14 protein-coding genes are annotated in these 15,414 nt (G+C 69.8%); 2 read left to right on the top strand and 12 right to left on the bottom strand.

The window, feature by feature from the left end:
* The first annotated feature begins 184 nt into the window (after positions 1-184).
* A complete protein-coding gene (locus tag ABB33_RS08110) occupies positions 185-1,243 on the top strand; it encodes a lipid A deacylase LpxR family protein (protein ID WP_056931792.1) in 1,059 nt (352 codons plus the stop codon).
* A gap of 72 nt (positions 1,244-1,315) precedes the next feature.
* On the opposite strand, the gene ABB33_RS08105 is transcribed toward ABB33_RS08110, so the two are convergent.
* The 8 genes from ABB33_RS08105 to ABB33_RS08070 all read right to left on the bottom strand — a co-directional run bounded on the left by ABB33_RS08105 (position 1,316) and on the right by ABB33_RS08070 (position 11,236).
* On the bottom strand, positions 1,316-2,521 hold the full coding sequence (locus tag ABB33_RS08105) for a D-alanyl-D-alanine carboxypeptidase family protein (protein WP_054662908.1): 1,206 nt from the start codon (positions 2,519-2,521) through the stop codon (positions 1,316-1,318).
* Positions 2,522-2,639: 118 nt separating this feature from the next.
* On the bottom strand, positions 2,640-3,851 hold the full coding sequence (locus tag ABB33_RS08100; protein ID WP_056931791.1) for a septal ring lytic transglycosylase RlpA family protein: 1,212 nt from the start codon (positions 3,849-3,851) through the stop codon (positions 2,640-2,642).
* Positions 3,848-4,984: a lytic murein transglycosylase B gene (gene mltB / locus ABB33_RS08095; RefSeq protein WP_056931790.1), complete on the bottom strand. Its 1,137-nt coding sequence runs from the start codon at positions 4,982-4,984 to the stop codon at positions 3,848-3,850. Before mltB ends, ABB33_RS08100 begins: the two co-directional genes overlap by 4 nt.
* A gap of 410 nt (positions 4,985-5,394) precedes the next feature.
* Complete coding sequence (rodA, locus tag ABB33_RS08090; RefSeq protein ID WP_056931789.1) at positions 5,395-6,525, bottom strand: rod shape-determining protein RodA; 1,131 nt, start codon at positions 6,523-6,525, stop codon at positions 5,395-5,397.
* Positions 6,522-8,516, bottom strand: coding sequence for a penicillin-binding protein 2 (mrdA, locus tag ABB33_RS08085; protein WP_056931788.1), 1,995 nt, complete (start codon positions 8,514-8,516; stop codon positions 6,522-6,524). The genes rodA and mrdA overlap by 4 nt, the downstream gene beginning before the upstream one ends.
* Before the next feature lie 3 nt (positions 8,517-8,519).
* The gene (gene mreD / locus ABB33_RS08080; RefSeq protein ID WP_054662893.1) at positions 8,520-9,005 is read right to left on the bottom strand and encodes a rod shape-determining protein MreD; all 486 of its coding nucleotides are present in this window, start codon (positions 9,003-9,005) and stop codon (positions 8,520-8,522) included.
* On the bottom strand, positions 9,002-10,063 hold the full coding sequence (gene mreC / locus ABB33_RS08075; RefSeq protein WP_056931787.1) for a rod shape-determining protein MreC: 1,062 nt from the start codon (positions 10,061-10,063) through the stop codon (positions 9,002-9,004). The genes mreD and mreC overlap by 4 nt, the downstream gene beginning before the upstream one ends.
* A 126-nt stretch (positions 10,064-10,189) precedes the next feature.
* Positions 10,190-11,236, bottom strand: a complete 1,047-nt coding sequence (locus ABB33_RS08070) for a rod shape-determining protein (protein ID WP_054662886.1) — start codon at positions 11,234-11,236, stop codon at positions 10,190-10,192.
* 275 nt (positions 11,237-11,511) lie between these two features.
* On the opposite strand from ABB33_RS08070, the gene ABB33_RS08065 reads away from it, so the two are divergent.
* The gene (locus ABB33_RS08065) at positions 11,512-12,444 is read left to right on the top strand and encodes a carbohydrate kinase family protein (protein WP_054662883.1); all 933 of its coding nucleotides are present in this window, start codon (positions 11,512-11,514) and stop codon (positions 12,442-12,444) included.
* Between the two features lie 79 nt (positions 12,445-12,523).
* Here ABB33_RS08065 and ABB33_RS08060 read toward each other — a convergent pair whose 3' ends face one another.
* The 4 genes from ABB33_RS08060 to ABB33_RS08045 form a co-directional block, all read right to left on the bottom strand.
* Complete coding sequence (locus tag ABB33_RS08060; protein WP_054662880.1) at positions 12,524-12,760, bottom strand: hypothetical protein; 237 nt, start codon at positions 12,758-12,760, stop codon at positions 12,524-12,526.
* Complete coding sequence (locus tag ABB33_RS08055; RefSeq protein ID WP_056931786.1) at positions 12,760-13,281, bottom strand: hypothetical protein; 522 nt, start codon at positions 13,279-13,281, stop codon at positions 12,760-12,762. The genes ABB33_RS08060 and ABB33_RS08055 overlap by 1 nt, the downstream gene beginning before the upstream one ends.
* A gap of 5 nt (positions 13,282-13,286) precedes the next feature.
* Entirely contained in the window at positions 13,287-14,027 is a 741-nt protein-coding gene (locus ABB33_RS08050) for a hypothetical protein (protein ID WP_056931785.1), read from the bottom strand.
* 165 nt (positions 14,028-14,192) lie between these two features.
* Positions 14,193-15,414: leukotriene A4 hydrolase C-terminal domain-containing protein (locus ABB33_RS08045; protein WP_161809414.1), on the bottom strand; the 1,222-nt coding region annotated here is incomplete at its 5' end.

The following is a 15,414-nucleotide window of genomic DNA, read 5'->3' as shown; positions in this document are numbered from 1 at the left end:
TATGGCAAGCGCGGAGTGGTCGGCGGCGATGCTACCGCAGGGCCATGACGGTTTCCAACCTGCGCCCGTCACGGTTCGCGGCGCCAGCCGGCGGTGCTGCAACGATGTGATCCGCGGCCGCCACTGCGCCTGAACGGGCCGCGCCGGTAAGCTGCGCGCACTCCCACGACCCGGATCCGAGTGCATGGACACCCGCCTCCGGCTGCCCCTGGCGCTGGCACTGGCGCTCGCCGGCAGCCCCGCATGCGCCGCGGCCGCGCAGCCCGATACCTGCAGCGGCAGCGCCCTGCGCGACCACCCGCCCGCGGTCAATTTCCGCGTGGACAACGACCTGTTCGGCGGCGCCCACCAGGACCAGGGCTATACCAACGGCGCGATGCTGACCCTGGTCTCGCCGAACCTGGCCGACTACACCGACGACCCCTGCCTGCCGGCGCCGGCGCGCTGGATCAACCGCCACCTGGAACGGCTGCAGCCGGGCGGTTTCGAGCAGCAGAACATGATCTTCAGCGTCGGCCAGGGGTTGTTCACCCCGACCGACAGCACCCGCACCGACCTGATCGGCGACGACCGTCCCTATGCCGGGGTGCTGCTGGTCAACTTCGGCTACAACGCGCGCACCGGCGACCGCCTGCGCACCACCCAGCTGGCAGTGGGCATGGTCGGTCCGTCGGCGCAGGGCAAGCAGGTACAGGACGCCGTGCACGGCGTGCTGGACGACGAGAAGTTCATGGGCTGGAAGAACCAGCTGCACGACGAGCCGGTGCTGCGGCTGCTGCATGAACGGATGCGGCGCTGGCCGGCGAACAACGATGCCGGCTGGGGCTGGGACGCGATCAGCCACTGGGGTGGCGCCCTCGGCAACCTGGCGACCTACGGCAACGCCGGCGGTGAAGTCCGCTTCGGTTGGCAGTTGCCCGACGATTTCGGCAGCTCGCCGCTGCGCCCGGCCGGCGAGAACACCGCGCCGACCCGCGGCGGCCGGCTGTCCGGCTGGTCGGGGCACCTGTTCGCGACCGCCGATGCGCGCTGGGTGCTGCGCGACATCACCCTGGACGGCAACACCTTCCGCGGCAGCCACCGCGTGGACAGGCGCGCACTGGTCGGCGACATCGGCTACGGCGTGGCGCTCACCCGCGGCAAGTGGAAGTTCGCGCTGGCCCGCTACCACCGCAGCCGCGAATTCGAGGGACAGAAGCAGCGCCCGGTGTTCGGCAGCTTCACCATCAGCCGCACGCTGTGATCACGCAGGCCGGCAGCGGCCGCCATCGCCCATGAAAAAAGCCGGCTTGCGCCGGCTTTTTTCATGGGCAGATCAGGACTTCCACCACATCATGAAGGCGTCCCACAGGCGCTTGAAGAAGCCCCCTTCTTCCACCGCCTGCACCGCCACCAGCGGCGACTCGGCGACCACCTTGCCATCCAGCGTCACCTTCACCGTGCCGATCTGCTGGCCGGCGGCGATCGGCGCCACGAGCTGCTTGGGCACGTCCATGCTGGGCTTGAGGTCGGCGTAGCGGCCGCGCGGCACGCTGACCAGCAGCGGCTGCGCCACGCCCAGCTGCACCTCGTCGGCGGCCCCCTTCCACACGTGCTGGGTGGTCACGGCCTTGCCGGTCTCGTACAGGCGGTGGGTCTCGAAGAAACGGAAGCCCCAGTTCAGCAGGGCCAGGCTGTCGTCGGCACGCTGCTTCTCCGACGCCCCGCCCATCAGCACCGCGATCAGGCGCTGGTCGCCGCGCTGGGCCGAGCTCAGCAGGCAGTAGCCGGCCGCCGAGGTATGCCCGGTCTTGATGCCGTCCACGCTCGCGTCGCGCCACAGCAGCAGGTTGCGGTTGGGCTGGGTGATGTTGCCTACGGTGAATTCCTTGATCTTGTTGTAGGCATAGGTTTCCGGGTAATCGCGCACGAAGGCGCGGCCCAGCAGCGCCAGGTCGTAGGCGCTGGACTGGTGGCCCTCGGCGGTCAGGCCGTGGGCGTTGACGAAGTGCGAGTCCTTCATGCCGATCTTGGCGGCATAGTTGTTCATCAACGCGGCGAAGGCCTCCTGGCTGCCGGCGGCGTGCTCGGCCAGGGCGATGGCGGCGTCGTTGCCCGACTGGATCGCCATGCCCTTTTCCATGTCCTCCAGGCGCGCGGTCTGGTTGACCGGGAACCCGCTGTAGCTGCCATCGGTACCGGCGCCGCCCTCGCGCCAGGCGCGCTCGCTCATCATCACCTGGTCGTCGGGCTTGATCTTGCCGTTGCGGGTCTCGGCGGCCAGCACGTAGGAGGTCATCACCTTGGTGATGCTGGCCGGCGGCAGCGGCATGTGGATGTTCTCGCCGGCCAGCACCTGCCCGGAGGCGTAGTCCATCAGCACCCACGCGGTGGAGGTGGACGGCGCCGGTGCGGGCGGGATCGCCACCTGGGCGGAGGCAGGGGCGGCGGCCGGAGCCGGGGCCGGAGTGGGCGTCTGGGCGGAGGCCAGGCCGATGGCGAACGTCGTGGCCATGGCGGCGGCGGCAAAGCGGAATTTCATTGGAAAGCGGTTCCTGTCGGGACAAGGAATGGAAAAACAGGCGGTCATTGTAGGGCGTGGCGGCGGCATCGCACCGGCATCAGCGCCCAATCGGCGTGGCTTCCATGCCGTATCGCGGTCAATCGCGGACGATCTGTGGCCTGCCGAAACCCAGACCGGCGATGCGGCCGGCAAGTTCCGCCGCCTTGGCCACGTCGTCGGCCGGCACGCGCAGGCGCCACAGAGTGCGTCCGCCGCTGACCACGTCGCTGAGCGTGGCGCCGGCGATGCCGGCCGCACTCAGTTGTCCCAGCGCGCGGGAGGCGTTGTCGCGACTGGAAAAGCTCGCCACCTGCAGCAGGATCGCGCCCAGCGCGCGGGCCGCGGCATCGGGTACCGGGGCGGCGGCCACCGGCGCGACGGCGCCGGGCAGCGTCGACGGCGCCGGCGACGGACCAGGGGCAGCCGGCAATGCCTGCACGGCTACCGCCTGTGCCGCCGGACCGGCGGCGTGGACTTCGGCCGGCCGCGGCGTCCGCGCCGCACCGGGCGTGGCCGGCAACGCCTGCACCAGCTGACCCATGCGACTGGGCGGCGGCGCGGCGGCGGTACCTGCCGCCGGTGCGGCGGCGCGCCCGCGTGCCGGGCGACGCGTCTCCCGCGAGGCCAGCAGGTTGTCGCTGCCCGGGGTCAACCCGCGCACCTCCACCCGGCCGGTGCCACGCTGGGTGATGCCCAGCCGCACCGCAGCGGCATAGCTCAGGTCGATCACGCGGCCGTCGTGGAACGGGCCACGGTCGTTGACCCGCACGATCACCGATTCGCCGTTGTCCAGATTGGTGACACGGGCGAAACTCGGCAGCGGCAGCGTCTTGTGCGCGGCGGTGAACTGGTACATGTCATAGACCTCGCGGTTGGAGGTCAGGCGCCCATGGAACTTGGCGCCGTAGTACGAGGCGGTGCCCTGTTCGACGTAATCGTCGACCCGCTCCATCACCCGGTATTCCTTGCCCAGCACCACGTACGGCGAGCGGTTGCCGACGGCCGAGCGCGGCTCGTCGCTGACCAGCGGCTCGGGGATGCAGGCCACGTCAGGCACGTAGTCGGGGGTGGTGTCCTTGACGCCCGGCCGATACAGGCCGCCGGCACGGTAGTTGCCGCGCGTGGCGGGGTCCTCCTGCGCCTTGGCATAGGGCGAGCCCTCGGGGCAGTGCGACGGACGCCCGCCCTGGCCCTGCACCACGCTGCCGGACGAAGCGCCATGGCCGGCGGACCGGGACTTCGGTGGCGCGCTGCTGCAGGCAGCCAGCCCGAGAACGATCAACGCAGGGACCAGCCACTTGCTGTTCATGCCGGAGGCAACTCCTGTCCGGCGATGGCCTGGGACAGCTGGAACACGGCCATCGCATACATCTTGGAAAGGTTGTAGCGGGTGATCGCGTAGTAGTTCTGGAAGCCCAGCCAGTACTGCTTGCCGTCACTGCCTTCCAGGGTGATCGGGGTGGCGGTTGCGCCGGCCGCGCGCACCGGAACGACCGCGTGGTAGCCGCGCGCGGCCAGCGCGTCGATGCCCAGGGTCGGCGTCCAGTCCACGGGGTTGAGTTCCTCGCGGCCCGCATCGAGCGTGGCCGGCACCGCGACGGTGCCACCGCGCACCCAGCCGCCTTTCTTCACGAAGTAATTGGCGATGGACGCGAACACGTCGTCATGGCTGTTGAACAGGTCGCGGCGGCCATCGCCGTCGCCATCCACGGCATAGTCCAGGTAGCTGGACGGCATGAACTGGCCCATGCCCATGGCGCCGGCATAGCTGCCCTTGAGCGCGGTGATATCCAGCCTCTCCTGCGCGGCCAGTTCGAACAGCTTGGCCAGTTCGTCGCGGAAGAACAGTTCGCGTCGCACCTCGCGCTCGAGCTTTTCCGGGTCGCCGCTGCGCGGGTACTTGAAGGCCAGCGTGTACAGCGCATCGAGCACGCGGTGGCTGCCGGTGTTGGCGCCATAGCTGGTCTCCACACCGATGATCGCCACGATCACCTCGGCCGGCACGCCGCTGCGCTCCTGCACGCGCTGCAGGGCGTCGCGGTGCGTGGCCAGGAACCTGCGCCCGCCATCGATACGCGCCTGGCTGATGAACATCGGCCGGTACTCGTTCCACGGCTTGACCCGTTCGGCCGGGCGCGCCATGGCGGCGATGATCGGTTCGCGGATCTGCGCCTGTGCCAGCACCGACTCGATGTAGGCCGGGTCCAGGCGATAGCGGGCGGCGGTATCGCGCACGAAATTGGCGCGCGCGGTCTCGAACGGCACCGGGGTGAGGTCCACCGGCGGCAGATCGGGCTTGCGCTCGGGGGCGGCTTCGGCCGGCGTACCGCCCGTGCCTATCGGTTTGCCCGTCGGGTGAGGAGCGGGAGCAGGCGCCTGGGGCTGGGTCGCGCAGGCGACCATGCCCAGGGTGAGACAGCAGACCAGAACACGTCGAATCATCAGCCGAGATTAACAGGTCATTGATGAATTTCCATCAATAACACCATGAATCGCAAAGAGATTGAAGTGCCAGGAATGACCGCGCGGGAAAACACGCCCCCGCGCTGCAACGGCCTAAAAACTGAATGCGCGGCGTCCGCAAGCGCCCCGCGCCGGGGCCGGAAAAAATCTGGGCACCGGCTGCACCCCCATCCCCGCGGGTACAGCCGGTGCCCGGACCGGATTGAGACACAAGCCGGGCGTCTCCCCACGCCCGGCCTGCGGATCCCGGCCTAGCCGTCCAGCAGGTCTGCAGGCCAGCCGCCACGGCGCGACGCGTCCTGTGGCGGGCGCCATTGTGACGCTTTTGTGAAACCCGGTGTTTGATCCTGATCAACCTCCCCGGAATGGAGGTCGCGCCTGCCGCCGGCTCAGCCGTGGCCGCCATGCACCGGGTTGTAGCTGCGCGCGGCCATCACCAGGCCGAACCCGGCCAACAGCGACACCGCGGCGGTGCCGCCATAGCTGATCAGCGGCATCGGCACGCCCACCACCGGCAGCAGGCCCGAAATCATGCCGCCGTTGACCAGCGCGTACACGAAGAAGGACAGGCCCACGGCGCCGGCAACCAGGCGCGAATAGCCATCGCGCGACTGCGCCGCGATCCACAGGCAGCGGCCGATGATGAAGATGTACAGCGCGATCACGAACGCCACGCCCAGCCAGCCGAATTCCTCGCTCAGCACCGAGAACGCGAAGTCGGTGGTCTGCTCGGGAATGAAGTTCAGGTGCGACTGCGAGCCCAGCCCCCAGCCCTTGCCGGTCAGCCCGCCCGAGCCGATGGCGATCTTGGACTGGATGATGTTCCAGCCCGCGCCCAGCGGGTCGTTGTCCGGATCGCGGAAGGTCAGGATGCGATCCTGCTGGTAGGGCCGCAGGAACGAGAACCACGAGATCGGCGCGAACAGGACCACCGCCAGGGCGCTGCCGCCGACCGTGCCGGCGGTGATGAACCACCACCATGGCATCCCCGCCAGGTACAGCACGAACACGCCGCTGGCGGCGATCAGCATGGCGGTGCCCAGGTCCGGCTGCAGCATCACCAGTGCGGTGGGCACGCTGATGATCACGCAAGCGACCAGCACCACCGGTATCCGCGGCGGCAACGGCATCCGGTGCAGGTACCACGCCACCATCATCGGCATGCTCACCTTGAGCAGTTCGGCCGGCTGCAGGTAAAACAGTTTCAGGTCCAGCCACTGGCGGCCGTACTTGCCGGTGCCCAGCACGAACACCGCCAGCAACGGCAGCATCGACAACGCATAGATCATCGGCGTCCAGGCGCGGATGCGCAGCACCGGTACCCGCGCGATCGCCCACATCGCCACCAGACCCACCGCGAAACGTGCGCCCTGGGCCATCACCAGGCCGCTGCCCCCGGCGCTGTCCAGCACCGCCAGGCCCATGCCCATCAGCGCGCACAGCGCCAGCAGCAACGGCCAGTCCAGGCCGCGGGTAAGGCGCTGCGCCATTTCCAGCAACCAGCGCAGGAAGTCCCTCATCGGCGTTCCTCCTGTACCGGTTCCGGCGACGGCGACGGTACCGGCGTCGGGAGCGGCTCGCCCGGCGGCGCTGCCGCGGGAGCGGACACGGCGGAACCGGCGTTGGCCGCACCTTCGACCAAGCCACCGGCATCGGCAGCCTGCTGCACCTCGGGCATCACCCCGAGCAGCCACGCATCGAACACCTTGCGCGCGATCGGCGCCGCCGCCGCGCCGCCGTAGCCACCACCCTCGACCGCGACCGCGATGGCGATCCGCGGATCCTCGGCCGGGGCGAAACCGATGAACAGCGCGCGGTGGCGCAGGTGCATCGGCAGGTTCTTCGGATTCACCGCGGCGGTGCCCTTGCGGCTGACCACCTGCGCGGTACCGGTCTTGCCGGCCATCAGGTATGGCGCGCCTGCCGCCACCCGCCAGCCGCTGCCACCGGGCTGCATGGTGCCCATCATGCCTTCGCGCACGGCCTGCAGATTGGCCTGATTGGGACTGATCGGCCTGGACTCGGGCTGCGGCAGCGGCGCCCAGTCGTGGTCGAAGCCCACCTTCTGCTCGACCACCAGGTGCGGCCTGCGCAACTGCCCGGAGGCCAATCCGCCGACCCCGCGCACCAGCTGCAGCGGGGTCACTTTCCACAGGCCCTGGCCAATGCTGGCGTTGACCATGTCGCCCGGATACCAGCGCTCATTGCGCAGCCGGGCCTTGGCCGCCGGCGACGGCAGGATGCCGCCGATCTCGCCGGCCAGATCGATGCCGGTGGGCTGGCCGAAGCCGTAGCGGCCGCCCATGTACTGGTCGTAACGCTCCACGCCCATGTCGGTACCGAGCTGGTAGTAGTACGTGTTCACCGACTGCGAGATCGACTTGCGCAGGTCGGTCCAGCCATGGCCGCCGCGATTGGCGTCGCCCCAGCCGCGGCTCACGCCCGGCAGGTAGAACATGCCGCGCGAGAGGATCTTGTCCTCGGGCCGGCGCAGCCCGCTGTCCAGCCCGGCCAGGCCGAGGAACGGCTTGACCGTGGAGCCCGGCGCCACGCCGCCCAGCACCAGGCGGTTGAACTGCGGCCGCGAGGGGTTCTCGTTGAGGCGCTTGAAATCGGCGTGCGAAATACCGTTGACGAACAGGTTGGGGTCGTACGACGGCAGGCTGACCATGGCCAGGATCTCGCCGGTACGCGGGTCGATCGCCACCGCCGACCCTTCCTGCTCGCCGAACGCGGTCACCATCGCCTGCTGCAGGTCGACGTCGATCGACAGGCGCAGGTCCGCGCCCGACTGCGCCGGCACGCGGCCAAGCGTGCGGATCGCCCGGCCCTGCACGTTGGTCTCCACCCGCTCATAGCCGACCTTGCCGCGCAGCTGGTCCTCGTAATAACGCTCCAGCCCGGACTTGCCGATATGGGTCAGCGCCGCATTGCCCTCGCCCAGCTCCTGCAGGTCCTTGTCGTCGACCCGGCCCACGTAGCCGATGACATGCGCCAGCAGGTCGCCGTAGGGGTAGCGACGGGTCAGGTAGGGTTCCAGCTCCACGCCCGGGTAGCGCCAGCGGTCCACCGCGAAGCGCGCCATCTCCTCGTCGCTGACGCGCAGTTTCAGCGTCACCGGGATGAAGCTGCGCCGCGCCTTGCGCGACTGGTTGAAACGCTCGATGTCCTCGTCGCTCAGCGAGAAGATCGCCCGCAGCCCGTCCAGGGTGGCGGCCATGTCCTGGACCTTGTTGGGGGTCACGTCCAGGCGGAACGCCGGCACGTTCTCCGCCAGCAGGCGGCCCTTGCGGTCATAGATCAAGCCACGCCCGGGCACCACCGGCCGCGCCTTGATGCGGTTGGCTTCCGAGCGGGTGGCGTAGACGTCATGGTCGAGCACCTGCAGCTTGAAGTACCAGCCGGCCAGCACGCCGAGCCCCAGCAGCACGCCGAGGAAGCCGACCGCCGCACGGCGCCGGAACTGCTCGGCCTCGGCCTGCGGGTTCTTGTGCTGGCGCCGCCCGTACATGGCTCAGTGCCCGCGCTTGCCCAGCCGCGCGGCGTCCAGCAGCACGTAGATCGGCAGCCACAGCAGCATGCCCGGCAGCGGCGCCCACCAGTAGCTCCACGGCAGCAGCGGCTCGGCGGTGAACAGGCGCACGGCGGCGCTGATGATGCGGTCGTTGAGCAGCAGCCCGCCGATCGCCAGCGCCTGCTGCGACAGCGGGAAGAAGCGGATGCGGGCACGGAAGCGCTGCAGGATGAAGGCGAACACCACCAGCCGCAGCGCCTGCTCGCCGAGGATCCCGCCGTACAGCAGGTCGGCCAGCAGGCCGATGCAGAAGGCGAAGCCCAGCCCGACCCGCTCGGGGGTTTCGATCACCCAGTAGCCCAGCACCAGCGCCAGCCAGTACGGGCGGATCGGCTGCAGCAGGTCCGGCAGCGGCACCAGCCCCAGCAACAGGGCCAGGGCGATGCTGGCCGGCAATACCCAGCCGCGGCTGCGCAGGCGGCTCATCGGCGGTCTCCTGCCGGCGCCGCCGGCACGTCGGTGGCCGGGGACGCGGTGGCGGCCGGCGTGGGTACGGGCGCCGGCGGGGTTGCCGGTGCGGTGGCCGCATCGGCCGGCGCCGACGGTGCAGCGCCCCGCGGCACCTCGTTGCCCGGCGCCGGACGCGGACCCGGCGCGGTGTCGCCGGCCGGCGGCTCCAGGCCGGTGGTCACCGGCATGCGCGGGATCTGCGGCACCGAGCGCAACAGCAGCACGTCGCGGCCGCGGTCCAGCTTGGCCGCCGGCTCCAGCTCGCCGACCAGGAAGGCATGGGTATCGTCCGGCCGCAGCTGCAGGATCCGGCCCACCGGGAAGCCGGCCGGGAAGCGTCCGCCGAGCCCGGAGGTGACGATCTCGTCGCCCACTTCCACCCCGGCGCTGAGCGGGATGTCGCGCAGTTCGACGCGGTCGCCGCGGCCGTAGGCGATCAGGCGCACGCCGTTGCGCGCCACCGTCACCGGCACCGCATGGTCGGGGTCGGTCAGCAGCAGCACGGTCGAATGCAGCGGCGTCACCGCGATCACCTGCCCCATCAGCCCGCCGGCATCGATCACCGCCTGGCCGATGCGCACGCCTTCGCGGCTGCCGGCATCCAGCACCAGGCGCTGCTTCACCGGATCCAGGTCGATATCCAGGATCGGCGCCAGCTGCACGTCCAGTCCGCTGCGCTCGGCCACGTTCAGCAGCTCGCGCAGCTGGGCATTGTCCAGCGCCGCGGTCTGCAGGCGGGTCAGGCGCGCGTTGGCCAGCAGCAGCTGGTTGCGCAGCTCACGGTTCTCGGCGACCAGCTGGTTGTGGCTGGCGGCGTTGTCGCGTACCGAGGCGCCCAGGCGCCCGGGCAGGCCCGCCAGCGCCCACACCGGCTGCACCGCCACGGCGGCCTGCGTGCGCAGGCGCGACAGCCAGCCGCCCTGGTCGTCCAGCACGATCAGGGTGATCGCCAGGGCCAGGTAGGCCAGCAGCCGCAGGGTGCTGCTGGCGTCGCCCTGTCGGGAGGCTACGGGTGGACCGGCATAGGGCGGCACGACGGACTTCAGCTGGAAAAATACGGGAGAAGGATGCGACGACGCCCCGGCGGTGCGATGCCCGGCGCCTGCGCGCCACGGGCACCGCGCCGCAGAGGCGCGGGCGCGGTAGCGGGCCGGTGCGGCTTATTCCGGCGCAAAGAACTCGTTGCCGTGCATGTCGACCAGCTCCAGCGCGCGGCCACCGCCACGCGCCACGCAGGTCAGCGGGTCGTCGGCCACCTGCACGTGCAGGCCGGTTTCCTCGGAGATCAACCGGTCCAGGTCGCGCAGCAGGGCGCCACCGCCGGTCAGCACGATGCCGCGCTCGGCGACGTCGGCGCACAGTTCCGGCGGGGTCTGCTCCAGTGCCAGCTTGACCGCCGAGACGATCCCCGACAGCGGCTCGTGCAGGGCCTCGAGCACCTCGTTGGAGCTGATCTTGATCATCTTCGGCACGCCCTCGGCGAGGTTGCGGCCGGAGATTTCCATCTCCTGCACCTCGGCCTGCGGGTAGGCGCAGCCCAGTTCCACCTTGATGCGCTCGGCGGTGGCCTCGCCGATCAGCATGCCGTGGTTGCGGCGCACGTAGTTGGTGATCGACTCGTCGAAGCGGTCGCCGCCGATGCGGACCGAGGCTGAATAGACGATGCCGTTGAGCGAGATCACCGCCACCTCGGTGGTGCCGCCGCCGATGTCGATGACCATCGAGCCGCGCGCCTCGGTGACCGGCATGCCGGCGCCGATGGCAGCCGCCATCGGCTCCTCGATCAGGTACACGTCGCGGGCGCCGGCCTCCTCGGCCGATTCCTTGATGGCGCGGCGCTCGACCTGGGTCGAACCGGCCGGCACGCACACCAGCACGCGCGGACTCGGGCGCAGCACGCGCGACTTGTGCACCTTCTTGATGAAGTGCTTGAGCATCGCCTCGGTGTAGGTGAAGTCGGCGATGACGCCGTCCTTCATCGGGCGGATGGTGGTGATGTGCCCCGGGGTACGGCCGAGCATCTGCTTGGCCTCGGCGCCGACTGCGGCCACCGAGCGGGTACCGCCGATGGCGCGGTCCTGGCGCACGGCCACGACCGACGGCTCGTTCAGCACGATCCCCTGCCCGCGCACGTAGATGAGGGTGTTGGCCGTGCCCAGGTCGATGGACAGGTCATTGGAGAACATGCCGCGGAGCTTCTTGAACATCTGGGGAGTGATCCTGAGGGCGCGCGCCCACGCCGGATGGCGAAAAAATGGGCAGAAAACGAGGTTGGCTAGCCTATCAACCCACCCCGGCACGGGCAAGGAAAATCCATGCCCGCAGGGGGTTTGGAGGCCCTTGCCCGGGTGCCCCGGCGACACGTGGTTCTGGTCGCGCGCCGCCGCAGCCGGTACCCTTATGCACTTTGGCGCGCGCCCGCGCCACCCCGCCTGCGCCCGCATGGCGGCGGCACCCCATTACCCGTATAGGCCCGTTCGCGATGTCCGCTCTGATCTGTGGTTCCCTTGCCTTCGACACCATCATGGTGTTCCCGGACCAGTTCAAGAACCACATCCTGCCGGACAAGGTGCACATCCTGAACGTGTCCTTCCTGGTGCCGCGCATGCGCCGCGAATTCGGCGGCTGCGCCGGCAACATCGCCTACAACCTGCACCTGCTCGGCGGCGACCCGATCCCGATGGGCACGGTGGGCTCGGACTTCGGCCCGTACCGCGAGCACTTCGACGCGCTGGGCATCGACCTGACCCGGGTGCGGGTGATCGAGGAACTGTTCACCCCGCAGGCGTTCATCACCACCGACCACGACAACAACCAGATCACCGCCTTCCACCCGGGCGCGATGATGCGGTCCTACGAGAACCACGTGAAGGACGTGCCGGGCGTGACCCTGGGCCTGGTCGGCCCCGACGGCCGCGAGGGCATGATCCAGAACGCCATCGAGTTCAAGGAGATGGGCGTGCCGTTCATCTTCGACCCGGGCCAGGCCATGCCGCTGTTCAACGGCCCGGAGCTGCGCACCTTCATCGAACAGGCCGACTACGTGGTGGTCAACGACTACGAGTCCAACCTGCTGCAGGAGCGCACCGGCTGGAACGAGAAGGAGATCGTCGGCCGGGTCAAGGCCTACATCACCACCCGCGGCCCCAAGGGCGCGGTGATCCACACCCCGGAAAAGAGCTACGACATCCCGCCGGCGCACGAACGCCGCGTGGTCGACCCGACCGGCTGCGGCGACGCGTTCCGCGCCGGCCTGATCTTCGGCATCCAGAAGGGCTACGACTGGCTGACCATCGGCCGCATGGGCAACCTGATGGGCGCGCTGAAGGTCGAACACCCGGGCACCCAGAACCAGCGCTTCGACTTCGACGAGTTCAACGAGCAGTTCAAGCAGCAGTTCGGCTACGCGCTCTGATCCTGCGCGCCCGGGACACATGCAGACGGCGCCGCAGGGCGCCGTTTTCGTTTGCGTCTGCGGACCGCGCCACGGCCCATTAGCGCGGCGCGTAGCGCGCCGCCTCGCGCTCCAGCCAAGCCGGCAGCTCGCGCCGGCGCACGCCGTCGTCCCTGGCGCGCTGCAGGCAATCGAGCATGTAGCGCCGCTTGTCCTCGTCATCGCCGGCCAGCGACAGCGCCAGGTCACGGTCCATCCAGCGCCGGAACAGCAGGTACAGCACCACGTGCAGGGCGATGGCCAGCACGCTGACCACGATCACGATCACCAGATCCATCACCGCACCTCCGTCGTTGCCGGCGCCACCATCGACCCGCGCACCCGCGCCAGTTCCTGGCCCAGGGTGAGTTCCCGCGACCCGCGCCGCAGATTGCCGGCACGCAGCACGCTGCCGCCGGCCAGATAGAGCAGGTAATGCTCCCCGGGCCGCAGCGCGACATTGCCGAATTCCGCCGACGGCAGGCAGCCGATGGCATCGAGCCGGTTCGCCGGCGCCACCTGCAGCGCCGCATCCCCTGCCCCCTTGATCCACTGGCGCACATGCACCCGGGCATCGTCCGGTGCGACCGCCACGACGTCGGCGATCACGATGGCGTCGGCCCGGGTGGCAAGCATGGCGGCCAACGCCTGTTGCCGTTGCAGGTCCCCGGCCACGAGCCGGCGCTGCGCGTCGGCGGGCAGGCTGCCGCAGGCGAGCGCCGGCGGCGGGGGCAGCCACAGCAGCGCGACCAGCGCGCATGGCCAGTACGCGCGCGGCGCAGCGCGGCGCCGCGGCATGGAGCCGGCGTGCGTGTCCATGCCGCTCAATCCCAGCCCGCGGGCATCTGGCTGCCATCCAGCCCGCCGGTCTCGAAGACCGCGGTGCGGGTGCCGCCGGCCTTCACCGGGAACTCGATGCGCACCACCCGGGCCTTGCCCGCCAGCCGCCACAGGCCCCGGTTGTCGGTGATGAACATGGCGATGGCCTCGTCGGTGTCGGGGCGGTACGCGGCCATCCGCCGCGGCGCCTGGTCGTCCACCGTCACCGTGACCTGGCAGCTGGCATAGCACGCCTTGGCGAAATCGCCGGTCTGCAGCACCAGGTAGGCGTGGCGCTTCCATTCCGGATGATCGCGGAACACCAGTTGCACCACCTTGGGGCCGGTGCCATCGACATCGACCCGCTCCTTGCCCTGGATCATCGCCGAGCGCTGCACGCCCTTGCTGCCGACGGCCACCTGGTTGTAGCTCCACAGGCCCTGCATGCGGCGCAGTTCGCGCGCAGCCTCGGCCTTTTCCTTGACCTCGGCGAAGCCCGGCTCGATGCGGCTGGCGGCAGCCGATCCGGGAAACTGGTCGAGCAGCGCGGCGCCGTGGACACGCGCCTTCTCCCACTCGCTGGCGGTCACCGCCGCGTCGTAGAGCCTGGCGATGCCGTCGGCATCGGCCTCGCGCCGGGCACGTTCCTGGGCGGCGGCGGCCTCCTGCTGCTGGCGCTCGGCCTCCGGGTTGCTGCAGGCGGCCAGGGCGAGGACGCACAGGGCGCCAAGGATCAGGGGTTTCATCGAACGACTCCGCGTGGACAGGCGCGGCGATGCCGCGCGATGGCGTCCACTTTAAACATCCACTGCCGCGAACCCCAGCCCTGTCACCCTCCGCGCCCGCATTGGCCCAGACAGAAACGGCGGGCCCGGGGGCCCGCCGTTGTCCGTTTCGCCGCGACGCGCCGGTTACGGCTTCGGCGCGGCCTCCGCCTTGGCGATCATGTCGGCCACCGACGCGGTGGTGATCGGGTGATAGCCCGGCTTGGCCTTGGCGAATACCTCCTTGGCGAAGGCCAGGCCTTCCGGGGTCTTCAGCAGCTCGGCGTAGATCGGCAGGATCAGCTTGCGGCGACCGACCTTCTGGATGAACTCGCCGGCGGCCGGCTGGGCCTGGGTGTAGCCGCTGCGGATGGCCAGCGGATACCAGCGCATGGCGATCTCGCCGTTCGGGGTGCCGGTGAAGTGGTAGCCCTTGTCCAGCTGTTCGAGCTTGGCCACCGGCACGGTCTTGCCCAGGCCGTCGATGAAGCGCACCCATTCCTGGGTGGTCCACTGGCTGGTCACCTGGTTGCTCGGCAGCTGCTCGCTGCCCAGCCAGGCGATGCGCGCGGTGTCGACCACGGCAAAGCCGCGCGAACGGGCCTTCGGTGCGAACGACGGGATGCCCGGCTCCTCCAGCCACGCGTGCAGTTCGGCATCGCTCACCGCGGTCGGGTTCTTCGGCAGCAGGTTCTTCTTCAGGTACTCGACGAACTGGTCGGTGTTGGCGCTCTGGAAGGCATGGTCATCGAACCAGCCGCGCAGGAACGGATCGAACACTTCGCGGCCGAAACGCTGTTCGAGGAACTGCAGGAACCACGCGCCCTTGACGTAGGCCACCTGGCTCAGCGCGTCGTCCGGGTCCCGCTCGTTCAGCGGCGGCAGCGCCAGCGCCTGGTCGGCCGGGCTCATGTCCTTCACTTCGTTGAGCAGGTCGGTCTGGTCGATCTCGCGCTCCATCTCGGCCGCCTCCTGGCCGTACAGCGCTTCGGTGATGCGCGCCTGCACGTAGGTGGTGAAGCCTTCGTTGAGCCAGATGTCCTTCCAGCTGGCGTTGGTCACCAGGTTGCCCGACCAGCTGTGCGCCAGCTCATGGGCGACCAGCGAGACCAGCGACTTGTCGCCGACGATCACGGTCGGGGTGGCGAAGGTCAGGCGCGGGTTCTCCATGCCGCCGAACGGGAACGACGGCGGCAGCACCAGCATGTCGTAGCGGCCCCAGCGGTATTCGCCGTACAGCTTCTCGGCGGCACCGATCATCTTCTCGGTGTCCTCGAACTCCTTGGCCGCCTTGTTGACCATGGCCGGCTCGGCCCACACGCCCGAACGCGGCGAGATCGGCTCGAACACCAGGTCGCCGGCGGCGATG

This window comes from Stenotrophomonas acidaminiphila, from assembly GCF_001431595.1.
Taxonomy (GTDB): Bacteria; Pseudomonadota; Gammaproteobacteria; order Xanthomonadales; family Xanthomonadaceae; genus Stenotrophomonas; species Stenotrophomonas acidaminiphila.
Note: the sequence above shows the minus strand (reverse complement) of the source record. Positions and strands in the feature narration are given on the sequence as shown.

Bases quoted from the DNA above. Each gene is read 5' to 3' on its own strand.
- ABB33_RS08055 (WP_056931786.1), bottom strand. From the start codon at position 13,281: ATGGACACGCACGCCGGCTCCATGCCGCGGCGCCGCGCTGCGCCGCGC.
- ABB33_RS08110 (WP_056931792.1), top strand. From the start codon at position 185: ATGGACACCCGCCTCCGGCTGCCCCTGGCGCTGGCACTGGCGCTCGCC.
- ABB33_RS08050 (WP_056931785.1), bottom strand. From the start codon at position 14,027: ATGAAACCCCTGATCCTTGGCGCCCTGTGCGTCCTCGCCCTGGCCGCC.
- ABB33_RS08070 (WP_054662886.1), bottom strand. From the start codon at position 11,236: ATGTTCAAGAAGCTCCGCGGCATGTTCTCCAATGACCTGTCCATCGAC.
- rodA (WP_056931789.1), bottom strand. From the start codon at position 6,525: ATGAGGGACTTCCTGCGCTGGTTGCTGGAAATGGCGCAGCGCCTTACC.
- mltB (WP_056931790.1), bottom strand. From the start codon at position 4,984: ATGATTCGACGTGTTCTGGTCTGCTGTCTCACCCTGGGCATGGTCGCC.
- ABB33_RS08100 (WP_056931791.1), bottom strand. From the start codon at position 3,851: ATGAACAGCAAGTGGCTGGTCCCTGCGTTGATCGTTCTCGGGCTGGCT.
- mrdA (WP_056931788.1), bottom strand. From the start codon at position 8,516: ATGTACGGGCGGCGCCAGCACAAGAACCCGCAGGCCGAGGCCGAGCAG.
- ABB33_RS08105 (WP_054662908.1), bottom strand. From the start codon at position 2,521: ATGAAATTCCGCTTTGCCGCCGCCGCCATGGCCACGACGTTCGCCATC.
- ABB33_RS08065 (WP_054662883.1), top strand. From the start codon at position 11,512: ATGTCCGCTCTGATCTGTGGTTCCCTTGCCTTCGACACCATCATGGTG.
- ABB33_RS08060 (WP_054662880.1), bottom strand. From the start codon at position 12,760: ATGGATCTGGTGATCGTGATCGTGGTCAGCGTGCTGGCCATCGCCCTG.
- mreD (WP_054662893.1), bottom strand. From the start codon at position 9,005: ATGAGCCGCCTGCGCAGCCGCGGCTGGGTATTGCCGGCCAGCATCGCC.